Here is a 21,251-nt window from a genome sequence, read left to right as displayed (position 1 = left end):
CAACTCCCTGCTATTGAAGCCAGTCACTGGAAACCTGGCGGCTATTAGTGCTCAGGGGTGCCTTGCGAAAGAACGCGACATACCAGGGCATCGCCTCGTGGATTCCTTCGGCAATGACGTGGCTCGGCGCGTAGCCGAGCATCTCGGATGCCTTGCTGATATCCGCCTGGGAGTGGCGCACATCACCGGGACGAAAATCACGGCAGACTGGTGGCCGCTCATAGTGAATGCCATGCTCGGACAGCGCGTTGCGCAGATGCACAAACAGATCGTTGAGCGTGGTCCGCGCATTGACTGCAACATTGAACACTTCGCCACGAATGTCATCGTCGCAGAGTGCAGCCAGTAGATTGGCCTGAACGGCGTTGTCGACGAAGCAAAAATCACGACTGGTTTCACCGTCGCCATTGATGTAGACCGTCTCCCCGGTGAGCATGGACGCGGTCCACTTGGGAATGACGGCCGCGTACGCGCCATCGGGGTCCTGTCTCGGCCCGAAGACATTGAAGTAACGCAGGCCAACGGTCTTGCAGCCATAGCAGCGCGCGAACACCTCTGCGTACAGCTCGTTGACATACTTGGTCACCGCGTAGGGTGAAAGCGGCCTGCCGATCACCCCTTCCACCTTGGGCAGACCAGGATGGTCACCATAGCTGGAGCTCGACGCGGCATAGACGAAGCTCTTCACCTTCGCGTCGCTTGCCGCCATCAGCATGTTGAGAAAGCCGTCTATATTGACGGCATTGGTGGTCAGTGGGTCCTTCAGCGAACGAGGCACCGAGCCGAGCGCTGCCTGGTGCAGCACATGATCGACGCCTGCCATCACCCGTTGGCAATCGTCCGGTTCGCGTATGTCCCCTGCGTGCAGCTTGAAGCGAGCCCATTGCTCGGCGCTGACTAGATCACGGACCTCGTCGAGGTTACGCCGATGGCCGGTGGCGAAGTTATCCAAGCCTACGACGGTCTGGTCGAGTCTGAGTAGCGTCTCCAGAAGATTGGAACCAATGAAGCCCGCCACGCCGCTGATTAGCCAGGTACGTGGATTCTGCACCAAGTCTTTCTGGAGTCGTTCGTAATTAGTCATAGTCACTGATCCATTGATTGTATGTCGTCTCATATCATTCCAAATAACTACACCCCTCACCCCCAGCAGCCGAAAACTTCTAGACAAATCAACCAGCAACTCACTAGCGTTATATTAAACACCTAATACAACACCGACGCCTGTGATTGAGAAATTTCAGCTTGGGAATTACGACTTTACCTTTTACTCTTGAACAAGGACGCCACGCCAAAAACATGATAGAAAAAAACTGCCCGCCAGCCCACTTTTATTTCGAAAACAGCGAGCGAGGCAAGTAGCAGGCCCTGAGTGTATTATGCAAGGCCATGGGTAAAAACCACAGCTAGAGGGTTAGGGTATTAACAAAACCGCTTACACGAAAAATTAGAAAAAGTTATTCATAAAAAGGAAAAAGGTAATGCCAGGCATTAGAGCATCGGTAAATAGACGTCTTTCTCCGCCAAGAATTCGAGGCGCGGAACAACTGGAGCTTATGTAATCCACCTCAAAAGTGATGCGCACTCACTTTTTTCCACATAATCGCCAGGCGCCATCTTCTGTCTAAAGGGAATGCCAAGATGCTTCTATTTCACCGTATATTTCGCCTGCCGCGAAGCTATAAACGCCTGATACAGCTATTGGTGGACACCAGCTTGCTTATAACAAGCTTTTTCATGGCACTATTGTTGCGCCTGGATAGCTGGTCACTCGCTTATGAGTTACGCACTTGGCTGGTGCTGCTGATAACAGTGCCGGTGAGCCTGGGCATTTTCGCGCGCCTGGGTTTTTATCGTGCAGTGATTCGCTACATGAGTCAGAAGGCCATGCAGGCGATTCTCGTCGGCGTGGTGAGCTCCGCAGTGGCGCTGGGCATTTCCGGTTATTTGCTGGGTCTTCCAACTCCCGTCTCGCTGCCCGTCATCTATGCCATGCTCGCCCTGCTGGCCATAGGCGGCGTTCGTGTCTTTATGCGTAGCCTGTACCTTCGCAGCTTGATGCGACACAAGACCCGCATCGTGATTTATGGCGCCGGCGCCGCCGGCTCCCAATTGGTCGCCTCCTTGCGCCATGGTTGCGAATATGCGCCGGTAGGCTTCATTGACGACTGGCGCGGCATGCACGCCACCTATGTTGAGGGGCTCCGGGTCTACTCACCCGTCGAGTTGCCCCGGCTGATCAGGGATTACGGCGTCAAACGCGTTCTGCTGGCCATTCCCAGCGCGCCCCGCACGCGCCGCCGGGAAATCCTCAAGCGGCTGGAACCCTTGGCAGTACCGGTCCAGACCGTTCCCGCCATGGATGACGTCATTGCCGGGCGCGCGCGCATCAACGAGATCCGCGATGTCACGGTGGAGGATCTGCTGGGACGCGATCCGGTGCCGCCGAACCAGACGCTGCTGGACGCCAACATACGCGACAAAGTCGTGCTCGTGACCGGCGCGGGCGGGTCGATCGGCTCCGAGCTCTGCCGTCAGGTTCTGCAGCAGCGGCCGCGTCAGCTGCTTCTGTTCGAAGTCTGCGAATACTCGCTGTATCACATAGAGAGTGAATTGCTGCGTCTTGCCCAGGCCGCAGGGATATCAGTGTCAATCAAGGCACTGCTCGGTTCGGTACAGCAGCGCCAGCGTCTCGATGTTGTTCTAGGCACCTTTGGCGTACAGACCATCTACCATGCCGCAGCCTACAAGCACGTGCCCATGGTCGAGCACAACACGCTGGAAGGCATCCGCAACAATGTCTTCGGCACCCTGGAAACCGCGCAGGCGGCAATCGATTGCGGAGTGGAAACCTTCGTCCTGGTGTCTTCCGACAAGGCGGTACGCCCCACCAATGTCATGGGCACTACCAAACGTCTAGCCGAACTGACATGCCAGGCGCTTGCCGACCGCCAGGATGCCACGCGCTTCTGCATGGTCCGCTTCGGCAACGTGCTTGGCTCGTCCGGCTCCGTGGTGCCGCTGTTCCGTCGCCAGATCAAGGAGGGTGGGCCGATTACCGTGACCCATCCCGACATTACCCGCTATTTCATGACCATTCCCGAAGCCGCCCAACTGGTGATCCAGGCCGGTGCCATGGGGCGTGGTGGCGAGGTCTTCGTCCTCGACATGGGCGAGCCGGTGAAGATCAGCGAGCTGGCCGCCCATATGGTGCGCCTGTCCGGCCTCGAGGTGCAGAACGCGGAGACTCCAGAGGGCGATATCGAGATCGTCTACACCGGGCTACGCCCTGGCGAAAAGCTCTATGAAGAGTTGCTGATCGATGACGACGTCACCGACACCGACCATCCACGCATCATGAGCGCGCGGGAAACTTACTGGGAATGGGCCAAGCTCGAGGACTATCTGCAGCGCCTGCATGCCGCCATTTCGAGCGGCCGACATGACCTCATCCGCAATCTGCTGCTGGAAGCGCCCGCCGCCTACCACCCCGAAGGTCCGATAGTGGACCTGGTGTGGCTGGAACACGAGTTCGCCCCCTTTGCGCTCAACCAGGTGATTCCGTTGCCAGAGCCCCGGGCAGAGCCAGAACCGGAAACCAAAGATGAATCGGTCGGGTTCGTACGACCGGCCGCCTCATCGGTGAAATGGTGAGCCGGGGTACGCCCATGCCAACCCCGACCGTGAAACGTTGCCTGGATTCGAAACCAATGGAAATGAAATTCGGTATGAAAGAGGTACGCCTGGGAATCATCGGCCTTGGCTATGTGGGTCTGCCCCTGGCGGTAGAGTTCGGCAAGAAGCTCCCCACCCGGGGCTTCGATATCAAGACCCAGCGCATCGATCAGCTGAACGCGGGAATCGACATGACATTGGAGGTCGAGCCGGAACTGCTCTCTCAGGCATCGCAACTAAGCTTCTCCAGCGATCTCGACCGGCTACGCGAGTGCAACGTATACATCGTCACCGTGCCGACCCCGATTGACGACCGCCATTGCCCCGATCTTACGCCACTCCTCAAGGCCAGCGAGACGTTGGGCAAGGTCATCACCAAGGGCGATGTCGTGATCTATGAATCGACGGTCTATCCCGGCGCCACCGAGGAGGACTGCATCCCGGTGATCGAGCGGATCTCCGGCCTGACCTACAACGTCGATTTCTTCGCCGGATATAGTCCCGAGCGTATCAACCCGGGCGACAAGGCGCATCGTGTCACCTCCATCAAGAAGGTGACTTCGGGCTCGACCCCCCAGGTGGCGGCGTTCGTCGACGAACTCTATTCCCTGGTGATCGAGGCCGGCACCTTCAGGGCCAGTTCTATCCGCGTGGCGGAAGCCGCCAAGGTGATCGAGAACACCCAACGCGACGTGAACATCGCGCTGATCAACGAGCTGGCGGTGATTTTCAATCGCCTGGGTATCGATACCGAAGAAGTGCTGCAGGCCGCCGGCACCAAGTGGAACTTCTTGCCCTTCCGCCCCGGCCTGGTCGGCGGCCACTGCATCGGTGTCGACCCCTACTATCTGACGCACAAGGCTCAGCAGGTCGGTTATCACCCCGAAGTCATCCTATCGGGGCGGCGCATCAACGACGGCATGGGGGCTTATGTCGCCAGTCAGCTCGTCAAGCAGATGGTCAAGCAACGCATCCATGTACAAGGAGCGCGAGTGCTGGTGCTGGGGCTGACCTTCAAGGAGAACTGCCCGGACCTGCGCAACACACGAGTGGTGGACATTCTCAAGGAGCTGGCCGACTACAATGTCGCGGTGGACGTCTACGATCCGCGCGCCAACAAGGACGACGCAGTGCATGAGTACGGCATCCGCCCGGTGGATCAGCCACAGGACGGCGCCTACGATGCCGTGATTCTGGCCGTGGCCCACCGCGAGTTCTGCGATCTGGGCGTGCAGCGTCTACGCGCCTGGGGCAAGCCGTCGCACGTGCTCTACGACCTGAAGTACGCCCTGCCCCGGGGCGGGGCCGACCTGAGGCTGTGAAGCGCACGAATACGCCAAGTTGCAGTTCTTATTTCAATAAAAGCACCAAGAACCATGAAAATTCTAATTATCGGAAACATGGGCTACGTCGGCCCCGCGGTCGTTCGGGAACTGGCCGCATGTCACCCTTCGGCCATCCTGCATGGCTACGACACCGCGTATTTCGCGCACTGCCTGACCGGGGCGCATACGCTCCCCGAACGCTATCTCGAGCGACAGTTCTTCGGCGACAGCCGCTCCATTTCGGCCGAAAGGCTCGAAGGCTATACCGCAGTGATCCAACTGGCCGCCATTTCCAATGACCCGATGGGCAGTCGCTTCGCCACGGCCACGGCAGAGATCAACCATCACGCCAGCGTTTTTATCGCCCGGGCCGCGGCGCAGGCGGGCGTGCGCCATTTCGTCTTTGCCTCCAGTTGCAGCATCTACGGTGTCGCCCTGGGAGCGCCTCGCTGCGAAACCGATGTGGTGGCGCCCATCACGGATTACGCCAAGTCCAAGGTGCACACCGAAGAAGCGCTCGCGACCCTCGAAGGGGACATGGTCATCACCAGCCTGCGCTTCGCGACGGCCTGCGGGATGTCTGATCGCCTGCGTCTGGATCTGGTGCTCAACGATTTCGTCGCCGGCGCGCTCAGCCAAGGAGAGATCAGCGTACTCAGCGATGGAACGCCATGGCGGCCCTTGATCGACGTGACCGACATGGCCAGGGCCATCGACTGGGCGATACAACGCCAGGCCAAGAATGGCGGACGCGTATTGAGCGTCAATACGGGATCGAACGAACGCAACCACCAGGTACGCGACCTTGCCTTCGCCGTTGCCGACGCCGTGCCGGGAACGACCGTGGAGATCAATACCGACGCGCCCGTGGATAGTCGCTCCTACCGGGTGGATTTCGACCTGTTCGCCAGGTTGGCACCCCAGCACCAACCGCAGATGACACTCTCCCAATCGATCGACGGCCTGATCGATGGACTCAAGCGTATGAACTTCACCGATACCCGGTTCCGGGCATCGCCACTCATGCGTCTCCATGTCCTGCAGAGGCATATCGACGAGGGCCGCCTGACGGGAGATCTTCACTGGCGTAACCCTCAGGCGGATCATCGATACGACAGGGACCTCGTCCTCTCGCCCATTCCTGGTGTCGTCCATTCCTAGTGCCGTCTATTCCAAGTGCAAGGGGAACGATCATGAAGGTGGTAATCTTTGCGGGTGGTTTCGGGACGCGATTGAGCGAGGAAACGGCGATTCGCCCCAAGCCGATGGTGGAGGTCGGCGGTCGGCCGATCCTCTGGCACATCATGAAGATCTACGCTCACCATGGCTTCAACGACTTCGTCGTCCTGGGCGGCTACAAGGTCGACTACATTCGTGACTACTTTCTCAACTATCGCGGCCACCAGACCGATTACACCATCGACCTGAAGACCGGCAACATCGAGTGGCTGCAGAGCGTGGGCGAGGATTGGAAGGTCACCGTCCTCGATACCGGCAGCGATACCATGACCGGCGGCAGGCTCAAGAAGGCCATGCCTCTATTGAAGGACGCGCCCTTCTGCCTGACGTATGGCGACGGGGTGAGCGACGTGGACATCGCGGCGTTGGTCGAGGTCCATCGCGCGTCGAATTGCTGGTGCACGCTCACCGCCGTCACCCAACCCGGGCGTTACGGTGCGCTGCGCCTGAAGGAAAAATCGACTCACGTCGCAGGCTTCCGCGAGAAAAGCGTGACGGATGGCGGTTTGATCAACGGGGGGTTCTTCGTCTGCGAGCCGGAGGTCTTCGAGCTGATCGACGGCAGCCAGACCACGTGGGAGAACGAGCCCATGGAGCGAATGGTCGAGCTCGACAAGCTGGGATACTTCCATCACAACGGCTACTGGCAAAGCATGGATTCGCTGCGCGACAGGATGGTTCTGGAAGCGGCCTGGACGGAAGGCGCTCCCTGGAAGCTCTGGAAGGATTGAAACCGCTCGCTTTTCCCATTGGAGACGTCTGAATTGATCATCGTCGATACCGCCCTCGCCAAGCGTCAGGCCGAGGGCAATCCGATCCGCGTGGGCATGATCGGCGCCGGTTTCCAGGCGAGTGGAATCGCTCTGCAGATCGTCACTGCAACCCCGGGTATGCGCCTTTGCGCCATCGCCAATCGCAACGTCGAGGCTGCGGCCGACGTCTATGCCCAGGCAGGGCTAGAGCCGATCGGCTGCGCTACGCAAGGCGAGCTGGAGGCCGCGATCGCCGCCGGCCGACCGGCCGTCACCCAGGACGCCATCGCCCTCGCCCACGCCGAGGGGCTGGATGCGATCGTCGAGGTGACCGGCTCGATCGAGTTCGCCGCGCATGCCGTTCTGGCCGCCCTGGAGGGCGGCAAGCACGTCATCCAGATGAATGCCGAGCTCGATGGCACCATCGGTCCTATCCTCAAGGCAAAAGCCGATGCGGCGGGTGTCATCTACACCTTTTCCGATGGCGACCAGCCCGGCGTGCAGATGAACCTTCAGCGATTCACGTCCGGTCTGGGCCTAAAACCGGTACTCTGCGGCAACATCAAAGGGTTGCACGATCCCTACCGCACCCCGGCCACCCAGGAGGCCTTCGCCAAGCGCTGGGGACAGAAGCCCGCCATGGTGGCATCCTTCGCGGATGGCACGAAGATTTCCTTCGAACAGGCCATCGTCGCCAACGCCACCGGAATGCAGGTGGCCCGTCGCGGCATGCTCGGTCCCGATTTTTCCGGCGGCGACCCCGGCACCCCACTGATCCCCATCGAGCAGACGATACCCGCCTTCGAACCCTACCTGGACCCGACGGGGCCAGGACTGGTCGACTACGTCGTGGGTGCGCGCCCCGGCCCCGGCGTCTTCGTCCTCGGCGTTCTCGAGCATCCCCGGCAGCGGCACTACCTGGAGCTCTACAAGATGGGCAAGGGGCCCTATTACTGCTTCTATACCCCTTACCATCTCTGCCATTTCGAGGTACCCACGTCCGTCGCTCGCGCCGTGCTGTTCGACGACCCCGTACTCACCCCGCAAGGGGGGCCACGGGTCGGCGTGGTCGCCATGGCCAAGAAGGCGTTATCCGCCGGCGAGACGATCGATGACCTTGGCGGCTTCGAGGTCTACGGCGTCGCCGAGAACATGGATGCCGTGCGCCGGGAAAACCTGCTGCCGATCGGATTGGCCCTCGGCTGCCGGATGACTCGACCGGTGGAAAAGGACGTCCCGCTCACGTTCGACGACGTAAGCATGCCGGACGGACGTCTGGTCGATCGGCTATATGCCGAGCAGGAAGGGATGTTCGCGTGAAACCGCAGACATCGAACGATATTTTTCGGAGAGAGGATGATCTTTCACCCAACGAGCCTGAATGATGCCTGGCTGATCGAACTCGAGCCGCACGGCGACGAACGCGGCTTCTTCGCCAGAACCATGTGCCGGGATGAATTCGCCAGGCACGGTCTGATCGGCGAATTCGTGCAGCAGAACACCTCGTTCTCCGCCCAGCGAGGCACCCTTCGGGGCCTGCATTACCAACTGCAACCCTACGCCGAAGCCAAGCTGGTGCGCTGCCTGCGCGGAGCGATCGTCGACGTCATCGTCGACCTGCGAGAAGCCTCGTCCACCTATCTGCAGCACCAGGTGTTCGAACTCACCTGCGCCAATCGCCACCAGCTGTATGTGCCACCCGGCTTCGCCCATGCCTTCCAGACGCTGAACAACGAAGTGGAGGTCAGCTACCTGGTCAGTGCATCCTACCATCCCCAGGCCGAACGGGGCCTGAGATACAGTGACGAGCGCCTGGGCATCGCGTGGCCCTTACCCGTCACCGTCCTCTCCGGCAAGGATGCGAACTGGCCATTGATTGCCGAACATACGACAGCGCTTTATTGAAGGCGTTCCAGCGCCACACGACGACACTACGGGTGAAACACTCTCTCAGGGTATCATCATCGAAATTTTCCAAGTTCAGAGAAGCTTGGTCCCGGGATATTCACCGGATAGGCCTGGAAAAGAAGATGGCGGATGGTATCCTCTTGATAAATCAGAAAATTCGACCAAGAACCTGATTCCAGAGGACCAACCGCCATGGGTGAAACCCTAACGACCTGGTCGCCCTCCTGCAACGGCTCCGTCAACGTCCAGCTCAGCGGCGACGCGACCACCAGTGATGCCGGCACCTTGTTGCTCCGTGAGGCCCTCGATCGCAGCGGTGTCATCGAGGCCATGGAAGACCACCTCGTCGACCCGCGTGATCCGTTGCGGGTCCGTCATTCGCTGGCCAGTCAGATCCGCACCGTGGTGCTCCAGCGCGCCATGGGCTGGTATGACCTGAGCGATACCGGCACGCTCCAGAAGGACCCGCTCTGGCACCTGGCAGGTAGCGATGCCCGCGGGCTAACCCCTCTCGGCCAGGCACGTCCTTCCCAAGCGACCCTGTCGCGCCTGCTCGGCTGTCTGGGCATGGATGACAACATCGATACGCTCCACGAGGGCTTGCTGCGCCTGGCTATCTGGCGGCTGCGCTCGCTTCACGGCGGTCAACGCGCCAAGCACTTGACCCTGGATATCGACGGCCTGCCGGTCGAGGTCTTTGGTCACCAGGGCGGCTCCGCCTTCAACGGCTACGCCGGTGCCCGCATCTACTCGCCGCTGATCGCCTCCATCGCCGAGACCGGCGACATGCTGGGCGGCCTGTTGCGCGAAGGCAATGTCGGACCGGCCGAGGATGCCGATACCTGGATTCCGCATCTGGTCCAGCGTATGTCGGAAGGCCTGAACCTGGACGTGGCGCAGATCCGGGTGCGCCTGGATGCCGGCTTCACCGATGGCGAGACGCTGCGCGCCATGGACGCCCGGGACATCGCCTATCTGGGGCGGCTGAAGAGCAACTCGGTATTGCAGGCCAAGGCAGAGCCTTACCTCACCCGGCCGCCTGGCAGACCGCCCGAGACACCCCGCGAATGGTGCCATGACCTGGAATACCAGGCGGAGAGTTGGGCGTCACCGCGCCGCGTGGTGCTGGTGGTTCAGGAGAATCCCGACGACCTGCTGTTCCACGCCTTCTTCCTGGTCACCAACCTCAACAAGCTCGATTATCCACCGGAGACGGTGTTAGCGCTGTACCGCAAGCGTGGCAAGGCCGAGGCCCACATGGGGGAGCTGAAGTCGGCCCTCAACGTTCACCTCTCGTCGACGGATCGCGGCGCCTCCACGGTGCAGGACGTGATGGCACGCAACCAGGTCAACCTGTTGCTGAGTCTCTGCGCCTACCAGGTCTTGCATGGGCTGCGCTGCCTGATCGAGGGTCAGACGCAGCAAGGCTGGAGCCTGATACGGCTGCGAGAGCAACTGCTCAAGGTCGCGGCGACGATCACGGTGCACGCCCGGCAGATCACGCTGCAGTTGGGCGCCGCCGCGGATCGATGGTGGCCCTCGGCGCTGAAGGCGCTACCGCGATTGGGCACTTTGTCGTAGCCCTCCACAAGACAGCACGGACAGCCACCGAGATCGGCGTCTCGCCGAGCATCGCCCGTGGCTAATCGACAGCCATCAATAACTGATGGCAATAAAATAGGCAGAAATGAGAACTTAAAGCTATCAATGCCGCGCCACTCGAAGGCGGGATCCGGCGGTCGCTCCGTCAGCCCCGTCGGGAAGCCTCGAAATGCCGCTCGGCGAAGGGCGTGATGAATTAGGCGGGTTGGTGAGAGTTCCACTTGCCAAAGTATCGGAGGCGGCTTCTGAGGCAATAGCTTTTTTGGCGACGTAGTGAGGCTTTTCCAGCAATCGGATCGAGGCTCCCAGTGTCTCGATGGGAGCCTCGACGGGCTCAGTAGCCGGAAAGAAGAAGATACTCTCCATGACCCCCCCGAGCACGATACCAGCTCTGTGAAAGAGCCCTTTGCGCACCAGCTTCGCCACAATAAAAAAAACCTTGCTAATATGCAGCACCAAACGATACGTTCCGAAATACTTCCGGCAGATAAATATACGATTGCGTATGAAGTAGCGATAATATTTCATACGGGCTGGGTTATTCTCGGAGAGAATATTGATTGGCCCATTTTTTTCGCGCAAATGAAGCACTTTGCTCGAACCAACAAGAAAGCCTGGCTTGTCCTGCGTAATTCTCAGCGTATACTCCGTATCCTCGCCCCAGATGAACATCGAGGCAATGGGTAGGCCGTGCTCCGTTATCGCCGAACGAGGCACGAGTATCGAAACGAAAGTGGTATGCCGAACAGGCACCATGCCATGCTCGACCATACCCGGCCAACCTGGGCAACCGATCTCGTTGCGTTGAAGATTCAGAGCCGGCGAATCGGTAACCAGACCCTCTTCCGTGTAAGCCGTGGAGATCAGGAAAGCCCGATCAATGTCCATTCGACTTAACCGTGCGTCAGCTTCCAGCAAGTTCTGCAATGCATTAGGTTTCGGGATGACGTCATCGTCCATCATCCACACAAAATCGGCCTCATTTCGATACGCAAGACGAAAGCCGGCATTGAACCCACCTGAAGCGCCAATATTACGCGACAGCACATAAACCTTGAGACTGGGGTAATTGGCTTCCAGCAATTGCTGCTGGGTGCCATCGTGACTGGCATTATCGACAACGATGACACCATCGCAGGGTCGTGTTTGTGAATAGATGGCATCCAGGCAGCGCTTCAGCAATTCCTTGCGATTGTAAGTCAGGATTACAGCGTAGACTTGGTGCATCACAAGTTCCCCTTAGCCAAATCATGAATTGACAGCATGATTACTTGGCGCTTCTCGTTGTTTGATTTTTCTTTATAGAGTTAGCGAAAACAGGTGCTTGATCTTTTCGGTCATGGAAACATAAGAGATCGAAACCCAACTTTGCTGTCAGCCTCAATCAAGCCACAATTATAATAAGCATCTGGCTGCCGACCTTCGAAAACTCGGTCAAATAATTTCTCGGCCTGATTCACGGAAAACACGCCATGCTGTACACCAGGCCATGACCTAGATTCCTTGCGATCAATAACATTGAATTTATCAGGAAGTATTCGTATCGGAGCCCTTGTATTTCCGCTTGCGGCTAATGAACATATACGGTGCTGACCACGACCTACCAAAACAGAGTACTCTTGATCTCTAATCAATAGATACCCAGCGATATCCCCATCTCGATTATCGTTTCTGATATAGCCGTGTTCTGCCATCGAATTAACTAGCTTGACAAGTCGATTGAACTCGAGTTCGCCTCTGGAACGCGAAATAGGTCCGAAGAAAATGCAGTCATTTTTATTAAATTTAGTTGCTCCATGTTCTTTCCCATCACTGCGCATAAATTTTATTATATGATTTCTTTGCGACTTGGACAAGACCCCAAGCCAAGGTGCCAAAGCATATAAAGGGGACTCAGTGAACATGCCATCGCACTCTCCAAGCAACCCCATATATTGCGCACTACTCCTAGGATTAAAAAGCTCATAATATTCTCTTAATTTCGACTCGCCATAACTTCTTGCATCGCCAGAAAGATAGTCGCAAAGAGTAGTAATAAATGGATGGTTAGAGCCGTTTGAACATGAAAAAGCCATCAGGTCTAGTCCACGACAGCGATCCAGCGGTATATCTACCAGCACAGGCTGATAATTCGCTCTACGCAACGCTTCAAAAGGCGAGTCCAGCAGCCCACGAAGATCCAGAGGAGGCATTTGCTGCCTCTTCTCATAGCCAGCGGTACGCAGCTTATTACTAATGTACTGCTTGACAGTAAGTGGCAATAGCTGTCTAGTCAATGTCTTAACATGCAAAACCTCACCCCCTAGATTATTTGTGCTAACCAGGCAGCATAGAATCCCCGCCCTAAGATTATTTTCAAAAAACCTTGAGAGCCACCCCAGACGTCCTAGGCTTCGCCCGAAAAGTCGACGAGCGATGGCCAGGCAAGGCAAAAATGGGCGAAAAGGCGGAGTTTACGGGTTGTAAATGAGTACTTTGAGCCTATTTTTAACGCCGCATGGTCGAGCGCAGGCACTTTTCGGACAAAGCCTAGCTTGACAGCCAGGCAGAACGCCGGTGGAAATTCAACAGCCCGTCCAGGTCGCCTTGGCTATCACCTGAATCCATGAAACCGGTGCCCTGGAAGCCTTCTAACCCACTGACCTGCATAGCAATATAGCCATTATCGCCGTTCACCCGGACCATAGCATGCCCAACGTCAAATTCCGCGCCAGTCGCCGCACCCTCACCAGCCATGCCGGTCTCTCGATCATCGGGCAGTGCCTTGAGATCGCCGGCGTCGACAGCCTCGACGGCCACTTCCCCACCACGCTGGGCATGCGCACCAGCGACGTGGTCAAGAGCTACCTGGGCCTGCTGTGCCTGGGCATGAGCGACTATGACGCCATCGAGAACTTTCGCCAGGACAAGCCGTTCAAGCAGCTGCTCAGCCTGCAGAAGGTGCCCAGTACCGCCACGCTGCGCCAACGCCTGGAGAAGCTCGCCGCCAATGACCTGCAGGCGTGCACCGCGACCGGGTCCACCACCTTGCTGTCGCTGGCCGAGGCACCGATCACCGCCGAGACGACGCATGTCTGCCTGGACATCGATACCTTCGTCATGGACAACAGCAACTCGAAGAAGGAAGGCGTCTCGCGGACCTACCAGCAGGTCGATGGCTACACGCCGATTGCCGCCTATCTGGGCAACGAAGGCTGGTGATACGAGGTCAAGCGGGTGATGCGCCTGGTGGAGCGCACCGCCGATCGCGATGGCCAACTTCTGCTCGAACCCGAGTATGAGCTGGAAGGCTGGTGGACCAGCCTGGACGAGGCGCCCGAGGCGGTGGTCCAACGCTATCAGGCGCATGCCACCCATGAGCAGTTCCACAGTGAGATCAAGACCGATCTTGACCTGGAACGCCTGCCCTCGGGCAAGTTCGCCACCAATGACCTGATCCTGCATCTCGCCCAGCTGGCCTACAACATCCTGCGATTGATGGGCCAGCTGGGCATGACCGGCGAGCTCAGTCCAGTGCGTCACCCGGCGAAACGCCGCCGGCTGCGCACGGTGCTGCAGGAACTCGTCCATCGTGCCGCTCTGGTTAGCCACAAGGCCCGGCAGATCATTCTCGACTTCGGCCAGGACATCGGCCGCATGACGGTGTTGAACGCCCTGCGCAGCCGGCTGCGTTACCCGCGAGGGTCGCCAGGCTGATCGCCTGCCGGAGGTTATCCACAAGCGGTGTGCGCGTGGCGATCATCGGTCGCCAGGCTGGCCGTGCGCGGCAGCGAGAAAAGCGGGGAAATTAGGCTATCTGGACCGTTCGGCACGGGGATTTTTGATGATATTGGACCAGCACATCCATCGATATGCGATCCCAATGCTCAAAAAACGCTCATTGGTGGAGATAGGGAGAGTGTCTGCGGCGGCATCACGGATTCAGGTATCACTGAGCCCTTCAAAGTATTCGATGGTTTTCTTCAAGCCCTCCTCCAGCGATACGGAAGGCTGCCAAGCCAGTTTCTCCTTGGCCAAAGCGATATCCGGACAGCGTTGCCGGGGATCGTCCGGTGGCAGTGGCTTGAATACCAGTTTACTGCTGCTATTGGTGAGTCGGATCACCTTTTCGGCCAGCTCCAACATGGTGAATTCGCCGCAATTCCCTAAATTGATGGGGCCGGTAATTCCTTCCTCCGTATTCATCAAACGCACCATACCTTCGATCAGGTCATCGACATAGCAGAAACTGCGGGTCTGACTACCGTCACCGTAGATGGTGATGTCGCGTCCTTGCAGCGCCTGGACGATGAAATTGCTGACCACGCGCCCATCGCTGGGATGCATGCGGGGCCCATACGTATTGAAGATGCGTGCGACCTTGATGTCGACGGCATGTTGACGATGATAATCGAAAAACAGGGTTTCCGCGCAGCGCTTGCCCTCGTCGTAGCAGCTTCGTATCCCGATGGGGTTCACCTTGCCCCAGTATGATTCGGGTTGAGGGTGAACCTGCGGATCGCCGTAGACCTCGCTGGTCGAGGCCTGAAAAATTCTTGCCTTGGTGCGTTTGGCGAGCCCCAGCATATTGATCGCACCATGCACGCTGGTCTTGGTGGTCTGCACTGGGTCGAACTGGTAATGTACCGGACTGGCTGGGCACGCCAGATTATAGATCTGGTCTACCTCGACATAGAGCGAAAACGTGACATCATGGCGCAGGAGCTCGAAGTAAGGGTTGCCCAAGAGATGGGCAATGTTTTCCTTTCTACCGGTAAAAAAATTATCGACGCAGATGACGTCCTCGCCATTCTGCAACAACTTTTCACATAGATACGAACCCAAAAAGCCCGCCCCTCCTGTGACTAGAATGCGCTTTTTCATTATTCACCTTTCTTTCTAATAAAATCTAGTTCGCCGATTTACCCGATGCTAGCTCCTCCAATGAGTACTTACACCAGGCCACCACACTGCTGATGATTTTCATTGAAACCTTCCGACCCTGTTTCTCACGGCAGTCTCTATTCGCGAATAGATGTACTTTGGGGATAACAGAGTCGACTTGGAGGCATTTTTGATGAACGAGACCAACTTGCCGCTCTGGAAGTCATTGGCAGCGTTGAACGCATAATGCCCGGCTAGAACGTTCTTCCAGAGTTTGCTCTTGTTGGCTTCGAACTGTTGAATCTCGAAAACATGATGCTTGAGCACCGTGAGGATATTCTCTTCCTGCTTGCTGGTGTCACTGGAAATGTTGCTGTCCGCGACGACATACTCGCCGAGTCGCTTGTCGATACTTCCAAACCGAGCGCCATGGTGCGCCAGCCTCATCCACATGTCGTAATCCTCGACGATGCGAAAGCTGGGGGACTCGTTGAATTTCAGATCGTGTTCAAGCAGGAAACGACGCCTGATCGACATCGATGAGGTCGGGCAGCGATTCCCATTGAGCAGCAACTCCTTGTAGAAGTCAGGCGTTACCTTACGAACCGCCCGGGGTGGGGATTTACGTAGTTCGCCATTGTTATAGACAAGACCATGATAGACGGCATCGAGTTCAGGGTTGCTAGATATCAGAACGTCGACTTCTTCCAGCTTGGTGGGGTACCAGATGTCGTCGGAATCCAGGAAGCAGACCCAGTCACCGATGGCTTCTGCTACTCCTCGATTCCTGGGCGCTGCCGGCCCTCCCGAATTGGGCATCCAAAGATACCTGATCCGCGCATCCGCTATTTGCTTCACGGTCTGTTCGGTATCGTCCGTCGAGCCATCATCGACGATGAGCAACTCGAAATCGGCGAAACACTGATCCAGTACCGAGTCAATGGTGCGCTTCAGTGAACTCGAGCGGTTGTAGGTTGGAACGACTACAGAGAATCTGGGCATCCTAATATACATCCTGTTAACAATCTGAGATGGCTTGGATAAGCCCGCGTCGCCTTTCAGGCTTCAGTAGCCCGACGCCAGATCCACGGGGGTGAGGAGATACCCTTCATTTCTCAGCGATTCGGTATTCTTCAGGAAGATGCGCAAAGCGCGATCCAGGTAATACGGCGTCGTTCCCGAGACATGCGGCGTCACCAGCACATCGCTGCGTCGCCAGAGCGGGGATTCCGCCGGCAAGGGCTGCATCTCGAAGACGTCGAGTGCGGCGCCGCGCAGCGGCCCCTCGTCCAACGCCCGAAGCACCGCATCGGCACTCACTACACCGCCGCGAGACATGTCGATCAGCACCGCACCGGGCTTGAGGGCAGTGAGGAGTTCATCGTCGACGAAACCACGCGTGTTTGCGGTCAGCGGCAGACAGACCACAAGATAATCCGCATCCGCCAACAGCTCCCGGGTTCGTTCCGGTGCGACCACTCGCGTGATGCCTTGCATCGGACGAGGATGGCGTAACGTTCCGACGACGCTCATGTCGAAGGCCCGCGCCCGCGCGGCAACGGCCTGGCCGACATGGCCAAGCCCGAGCACGGCGACCCGTCTGCCCGTCAGCTCGTCCAGCCAGATGCGCTCCCATCTGGCCTCCCGCCCCTGCTCCTGGAAACGGCCGAATTGCTTGGCGAAGTGCAGCATGGCGCCGATGGCGTATTCACTCATGGGCACGCTGTTCACGCCGCTGCTCTTGCTGAGCAAGAGGCCGGGCTTGTCGAGCCCCATGCCCCAGATTTTTTCCACGCCGGCGGAAAGAAAATGGATCCAGCGATATCCTGCCAATCGGTTCAGCAACTGAGGCAACCTGGGCAGTGTCGGGGTAATCACCACGTCGAAGTAGGTGCCGGGCGGGATGTCGTCGGGAGAGCTGGCGAACATTATCTGAAGGTCTGGAAGTGCTGCGTTGAGCCTGTCGCTGACCTGCTGCCTTTGTTGCTCGAGTATTTCCGGCTTCTGTAAAAACAATAATGTACGAATCTCGAAAGTCACAGTCATGCCTGGGTCCGCCTCCCCCTGGCGATGGCGAAGACCTGTTTTTCCAGGCGTTGACGATTCGATTCCAGTAGATGTGCGTCTCCGGCACGCAGCGTATTTTCGGTCAAGCGCAGGCGATGCAGTTCATCACGCAGGTCCAGCTTCTTGACCAGCGTCTCGACACAGTCGGCCCCACCATGGAAGGCGCGCGAGAGAATCACCCAGCTCGACCCCAAGCGAACGTGCTCGCTCAGGACCCATTCGGCAGGCAGCTCACCCTGGCCGATGCGCGCGACACCGCCGAAGCCGAAGGGAATGTCACGCTCGCGCAGCAACGTCACCGCCGACTCCAACAGGCGTGCGGCCAAGGGCTCGAACAGGTAATTCAGTCCCATGGCCAGGGAAAGGTCGTTCAAGCCGAAATGCACCTCGTCCCGTGGACCCAGGCCATCCATATAGGTCGATAACCGAGTGAGCGCCTCGGGCGTCTCGACCAGTAACGTCACCGGGACCCGCCCCCCGACCAGACCGAGGAAGCGCTCGACCTCCTCGGGCCGGCGAAACATGGGCAGCATCAAGCGCCCGGCGCCATGCTCGATCGCACCGTCGACTTCCTCCGCCGTCCCGGCATGCAGCGGGTTGAGCCGAACCATCAGTTCCGCGTCGGACAGCACACCGGCAACGGCGGCAACATCCTCGAGGGTATGCGAAGCCATATGAGCTGACAGATGCTTCTGGCGCTCCGCCTTGCCCAGGCTCTCCATATCGACAAAGATGCGGTGCACGCCGCAGACCTCGGCATAGCGCGCGACGGACGGATTCGCAGTAATCAGCATCCATTTGAGTTCATCCATCACCGGCCGGGCTCCTTGTAATCTTGCTCATTGCTTTCCGCCCGGAGGGCGTCACGGTAGGCACGCCAGTTCTGACCCGCCTCGCCGTAGACACCGCTTCCGCTGAATACCACGACCACCGTTCTGGCGATAATGCCCATGTCGTAGAGCAGCCCATAGCGACGCACATACTCGGCATCCGCTTCCAGCTGCTGCAGCCAGCCCAGGCTACGGCGGCCACGCACCTGGGCGAGACCGGTCAGCCCCGGAAGCACATCGAATCGACTCATGAATCGCTCGGGGACGACCTCCAGTTGTTCCGGCACGATTGGCCGGGGCCCGACGATGCTCATGTCGCCGCGCAGGATGTTCCAGAGTTGGGGGAGTTCATCGAGGCTCATGCCACGCAGGAATCGGCCCGAGCGGGTGATGCGAGGGTCGCTCTTGCTGGCGATGACCTGCTCGGCATGCTGGTCAATGGCGTCGGCCGTGCGGTCGATCATTGTGCGGAACTTCAATACCCGAAAGGGTCGACGATCCCGCCCGATGCGTGACTGGGTGAAAAGGATCGGCCCCTTGCTGTCCATACGCACCCAAAGCGCGATCAGCAGCAGGATGGGTGCCGTCAGCAGCAGCGCGAGCGCGCTGACGAGGCAATCCAACGAACGCTTCGCTTTATCTTTCATAGCCCCAGAGCCTCCATGATGACGCGGTTGACCTTGCGCACGTCGTACTTCTCCTCGACCATCCGCCGCGATGCCTCGGCCATGTCGTTTACCAATGTGGGCCGATCCAGAAAGCGTTGCATGACTTCGGCCAGAGAGGCCGCATCGCGTGGAGGAACGAGAAAGCCGTTGACACCATCCACCACCGTCTCGCGACAACCCGGGGCATCGCTGGTGACGATGGCTCGGCCAATACTCATCGCCTCCAGCACCGAGCGGGGCGTCCCCTCGCGATAGGACGGCAGCACGAAGACCGAACATTGGGCGAGCCAGGGGCGCACATCCGCGACATTGCCGATGAACTCGACCACACCATCCCGCTTCCACTGCTCGAGCACGGCGCCCCTTAGCGCATGGGGCAAGGAGGGATCGTGAGGCCCCACGGCGACGAAGCGCGCCGCGGGGTAGCGCACCTGGAGTGTGGTCGCCGCTTCAACGAACTCGGCCACTCCCTTTTCAGTCAGAAGTCGACCGATGAACAGAAAGACCGGCGCCCCTTCCGGCAGGGGTTGGCGGGCGAAACGTTCGATATCCACTCCCGAGCCGTTGATGCGTACGATCTTTCCGCGGTCGCGCACGATGCCAAGCTCGGAGAAATCGCGCTCGTCATCGGGGTTCTGGAAGAACACGCGATCGCTGCAATGAATCCCCAGCCGATAGAGCCGCGTGAGTATGGAGCGAATGGCTTGCGTCCTTGCCGAACGTGTGGTGAAGACATGCCCAAGCCCGGTAACCATCGAATAAACGCGCGGCACCCGAGCGATCCTGGCTGCCACCGAGCCATAAATGACCGGCTTCACGGTATAGCCGAAGACGGCCTTGGGGCGAAGTCGACGCATCAGGCGAACCAGCGAGAACGTCGTACGCAGGTCGCTCAGCGGATTGATACCGGTACGCCCCATTTCGAACGGGTAAACGTCAATGCCCAGTTTCTCGACCTCGGGCAGGTAATCGCGGGTAGGCACGGCCGCCGCCACCGTCAGCCCTCTACTCAGCATGTCTCGTATCAGGTCGCCTCGGTTGGCGATCAAGGAGCGCGCATTACCCGCAACGAACAAGATGTCCATCGTCACCTCCTTAGCAGTCTGAAACGGATTGAATCGAATGATACGGCGGCGAGAATGATGAAAAGCGCGAGAAACTTGGTTTTATGCCGTATGGCTGTACCGATATTGGTCACGCCGATGGCGAAAATGAAGGTGAGTAGCGCCAGGATGATCAGAAGCGCAACACACTCCTGATGTTGCCTGATAGTTTTCCAGTTCTTGAAGATTTTCCAAACCAGAAATAAGTAAAGCACCGACGAAATCATCCCTAATGCTTGCTGAGGACTGCTGATATCCCAGGGAAACGGCGAGAAGAGGAAATAGACGATACGGGCCGGAATCAGCCAGGGCCGTGAGAAAGGATCGCCCGTTGCGATCACCGTCGGGTAGGCCGAACCACCCTGGGGCATTCCCGTGAATTGCGATTCAATCAATTCGGCAACGGTTTCCTCTTCGCTGCCCAGTGATATGCCCTTGCCCAGGGTCACTTCTCCCGCGGCCGAAAGCAGCAGCGAAAGAATGACAATGGATCCCGCTGTCAGGATATTGTGAAAATATCCTCGTGTGACGAGACTGCCCTGAACGATACGTGGCAGCGCCTTGAATAGCAGCAACAGCGCGTAGACTCCCACGCCGAAGATCGCCGCGACCCATCCGGGATGGATCATGGTCGCCAACCCGAAGAAGGCCAGGCACAGATAGATACCCGCTCGCGATTCCTCCTGGAGCCACTTCACCAGGAAGTAGAGCCCGAACATGAACGCCAGAATCGAAGGCTCCTCGCGCAGCGCAATGGCCGAGTTGAAGGCAGCGAATGGATAGAGCCCGATGATTAGCGCCGATAGCTGTGCGGGCCTGGCACCCCAGATGCGATTGACGATGATTCCCGTCAAGGCGACGACTAGCATTCCGAAAAAAAGGTTAACAACCGGCAAAAGAAGCTCATGATAGCCGAATAGCTTGAAGAGTATGGCACCGAAAAAGCTATAGAGGTACGACCCAGCATTGTTGATCTCGTTGAACAATCCTGACCAGTCCTGCATGGACCAAACCCATGCCTTATGGGTCATGTTAAGTGCATCCGCATCACCACCTGGTATCGAGAAAAGGCCGTAATACTGAATAAAAAGTAGAACCAACCTGAAAAAGAAAGCCAACAACAACACCACCATGAGAAAGCGATGACGCAAGCCCACGAATAACGCGACCCCCAAGGCCATAAGGGTAATTATTGTCATGAATAGGTAGGAAGTCATTC

General features: G+C 58.2%; 17 protein-coding genes and 1 pseudogene. 8 read left to right on the top strand and 10 right to left on the bottom strand.

Translation table 11 applies throughout. The features are described 5' to 3' along the window. Nucleotides 1-10 precede the first annotated feature (10 nt). A complete protein-coding gene (locus HALZIN_RS0106825) occupies nt 11-1,084 on the bottom strand; it encodes an SDR family oxidoreductase (RefSeq protein WP_035575208.1) in 1,074 nt (357 codons plus the stop codon). A 653-nt stretch (nt 1,085-1,737) separates the two neighbouring features. Here HALZIN_RS0106825 and HALZIN_RS0106820 point away from each other — a divergent pair. The 7 genes from HALZIN_RS0106820 (at nt 1,738) to HALZIN_RS0106790 (ending at nt 10,480) form a co-directional block, all read left to right on the top strand. After that, nucleotides 1,738-3,654: a polysaccharide biosynthesis protein gene (locus HALZIN_RS0106820; RefSeq protein ID WP_236254969.1), complete on the top strand. Its 1,917-nt coding sequence runs from the start codon at nt 1,738-1,740 to the stop codon at nt 3,652-3,654. A gap of 74 nt (nt 3,655-3,728) precedes the next feature. Continuing rightward, complete coding sequence (gene tviB / locus HALZIN_RS0106815) at nt 3,729-4,997, top strand: Vi polysaccharide biosynthesis UDP-N-acetylglucosamine C-6 dehydrogenase TviB (RefSeq protein ID WP_031383481.1); 1,269 nt, start codon at nt 3,729-3,731, stop codon at nt 4,995-4,997. 54 nt (nt 4,998-5,051) lie between these two features. Beyond that, nucleotides 5,052-6,161 (top strand): NAD-dependent epimerase/dehydratase family protein, encoded by a 1,110-nt coding sequence (locus tag HALZIN_RS0106810; protein ID WP_051907424.1) that lies wholly within the window; start codon nt 5,052-5,054, stop codon nt 6,159-6,161. A gap of 32 nt (nt 6,162-6,193) precedes the next feature. Next, nucleotides 6,194-6,970, top strand: a complete 777-nt coding sequence (gene rfbF, locus HALZIN_RS0106805) for a glucose-1-phosphate cytidylyltransferase (RefSeq protein ID WP_031383479.1) — start codon at nt 6,194-6,196, stop codon at nt 6,968-6,970. A 33-nt stretch (nt 6,971-7,003) separates the two neighbouring features. Further along, nucleotides 7,004-8,311 carry an NAD(P)H-dependent oxidoreductase gene (locus HALZIN_RS0106800; RefSeq protein ID WP_031383478.1) on the top strand — a complete coding sequence of 436 codons (1,308 nt, stop codon included), beginning with the start codon at nt 7,004-7,006 and terminating at the stop codon, nt 8,309-8,311. A 36-nt stretch (nt 8,312-8,347) separates the two neighbouring features. Further along, nucleotides 8,348-8,896 (top strand): dTDP-4-dehydrorhamnose 3,5-epimerase, encoded by a 549-nt coding sequence (gene rfbC, locus HALZIN_RS0106795; RefSeq protein WP_031383477.1) that lies wholly within the window; start codon nt 8,348-8,350, stop codon nt 8,894-8,896. A gap of 195 nt (nt 8,897-9,091) precedes the next feature. After that, on the top strand, nt 9,092-10,480 hold the full coding sequence (locus HALZIN_RS0106790; RefSeq protein ID WP_031383476.1) for an IS1380 family transposase: 1,389 nt from the start codon (nt 9,092-9,094) through the stop codon (nt 10,478-10,480). A 123-nt stretch (nt 10,481-10,603) separates the two neighbouring features. Here the strand turns inward: HALZIN_RS0106790 and HALZIN_RS0106785 are convergent, their stop codons facing one another. Both HALZIN_RS0106785 and HALZIN_RS17845 read right to left on the bottom strand, forming a co-directional pair. Beyond that, complete coding sequence (locus HALZIN_RS0106785) at nt 10,604-11,728, bottom strand: glycosyltransferase family 2 protein (protein WP_084173417.1); 1,125 nt, start codon at nt 11,726-11,728, stop codon at nt 10,604-10,606. 110 nt (nt 11,729-11,838) lie between these two features. Further along, nucleotides 11,839-12,693, bottom strand: a complete 855-nt coding sequence (locus HALZIN_RS17845; RefSeq protein ID WP_150113092.1) for a hypothetical protein — start codon at nt 12,691-12,693, stop codon at nt 11,839-11,841. A 595-nt stretch (nt 12,694-13,288) separates the two neighbouring features. Between HALZIN_RS17845 and HALZIN_RS17430 the strand changes: the two are divergent. Then, nucleotides 13,289-14,197: pseudogene (locus HALZIN_RS17430) on the top strand (transposase); the annotation flags it as partial. A 225-nt stretch (nt 14,198-14,422) separates the two neighbouring features. Here the strand turns inward: HALZIN_RS17430 and HALZIN_RS0106775 are convergent. The 7 genes from HALZIN_RS0106775 to HALZIN_RS0106745 all read right to left on the bottom strand — a co-directional run bounded on the left by HALZIN_RS0106775 (nt 14,423) and on the right by HALZIN_RS0106745 (nt 21,249). Beyond that, a complete protein-coding gene (locus HALZIN_RS0106775; protein ID WP_031383474.1) occupies nt 14,423-15,364 on the bottom strand; it encodes a UDP-glucuronic acid decarboxylase family protein in 942 nt (313 codons plus the stop codon). Between the two features lie 99 nt (nt 15,365-15,463). Next, nucleotides 15,464-16,366 (bottom strand): glycosyltransferase family 2 protein, encoded by a 903-nt coding sequence (locus tag HALZIN_RS0106770; protein WP_051907421.1) that lies wholly within the window; start codon nt 16,364-16,366, stop codon nt 15,464-15,466. Nucleotides 16,367-16,429: 63 nt separating this feature from the next. After that, nucleotides 16,430-17,410, bottom strand: a complete 981-nt coding sequence (locus HALZIN_RS0106765; protein ID WP_031383472.1) for a D-2-hydroxyacid dehydrogenase — start codon at nt 17,408-17,410, stop codon at nt 16,430-16,432. After that, complete coding sequence (locus HALZIN_RS0106760; protein ID WP_031383471.1) at nt 17,407-18,243, bottom strand: aldolase/citrate lyase family protein; 837 nt, start codon at nt 18,241-18,243, stop codon at nt 17,407-17,409. The genes HALZIN_RS0106765 and HALZIN_RS0106760 overlap by 4 nt, the downstream gene beginning before the upstream one ends. Continuing rightward, nucleotides 18,243-18,908 (bottom strand): sugar transferase, encoded by a 666-nt coding sequence (locus HALZIN_RS0106755; RefSeq protein WP_031383470.1) that lies wholly within the window; start codon nt 18,906-18,908, stop codon nt 18,243-18,245. The genes HALZIN_RS0106760 and HALZIN_RS0106755 overlap by 1 nt, the downstream gene beginning before the upstream one ends. Next, complete coding sequence (locus tag HALZIN_RS0106750; RefSeq protein WP_035575205.1) at nt 18,905-20,014, bottom strand: glycosyltransferase family 4 protein; 1,110 nt, start codon at nt 20,012-20,014, stop codon at nt 18,905-18,907. Before HALZIN_RS0106750 ends, HALZIN_RS0106755 begins: the two co-directional genes overlap by 4 nt. Nucleotides 20,015-20,016: 2 nt before the next feature. Beyond that, nucleotides 20,017-21,249: an ArnT family glycosyltransferase gene (locus HALZIN_RS0106745; RefSeq protein ID WP_031383468.1), complete on the bottom strand. Its 1,233-nt coding sequence runs from the start codon at nt 21,247-21,249 to the stop codon at nt 20,017-20,019. Nucleotides 21,250-21,251: the final 2 nt, after the last annotated feature.

Source organism: Halomonas zincidurans B6, assembly GCF_000731955.1.
In the GTDB taxonomy this organism is placed as follows: domain Bacteria; phylum Pseudomonadota; class Gammaproteobacteria; order Pseudomonadales; family Halomonadaceae; genus Modicisalibacter; species Modicisalibacter zincidurans.
This window is presented reverse-complemented; position numbering and strand designations above follow the sequence as displayed.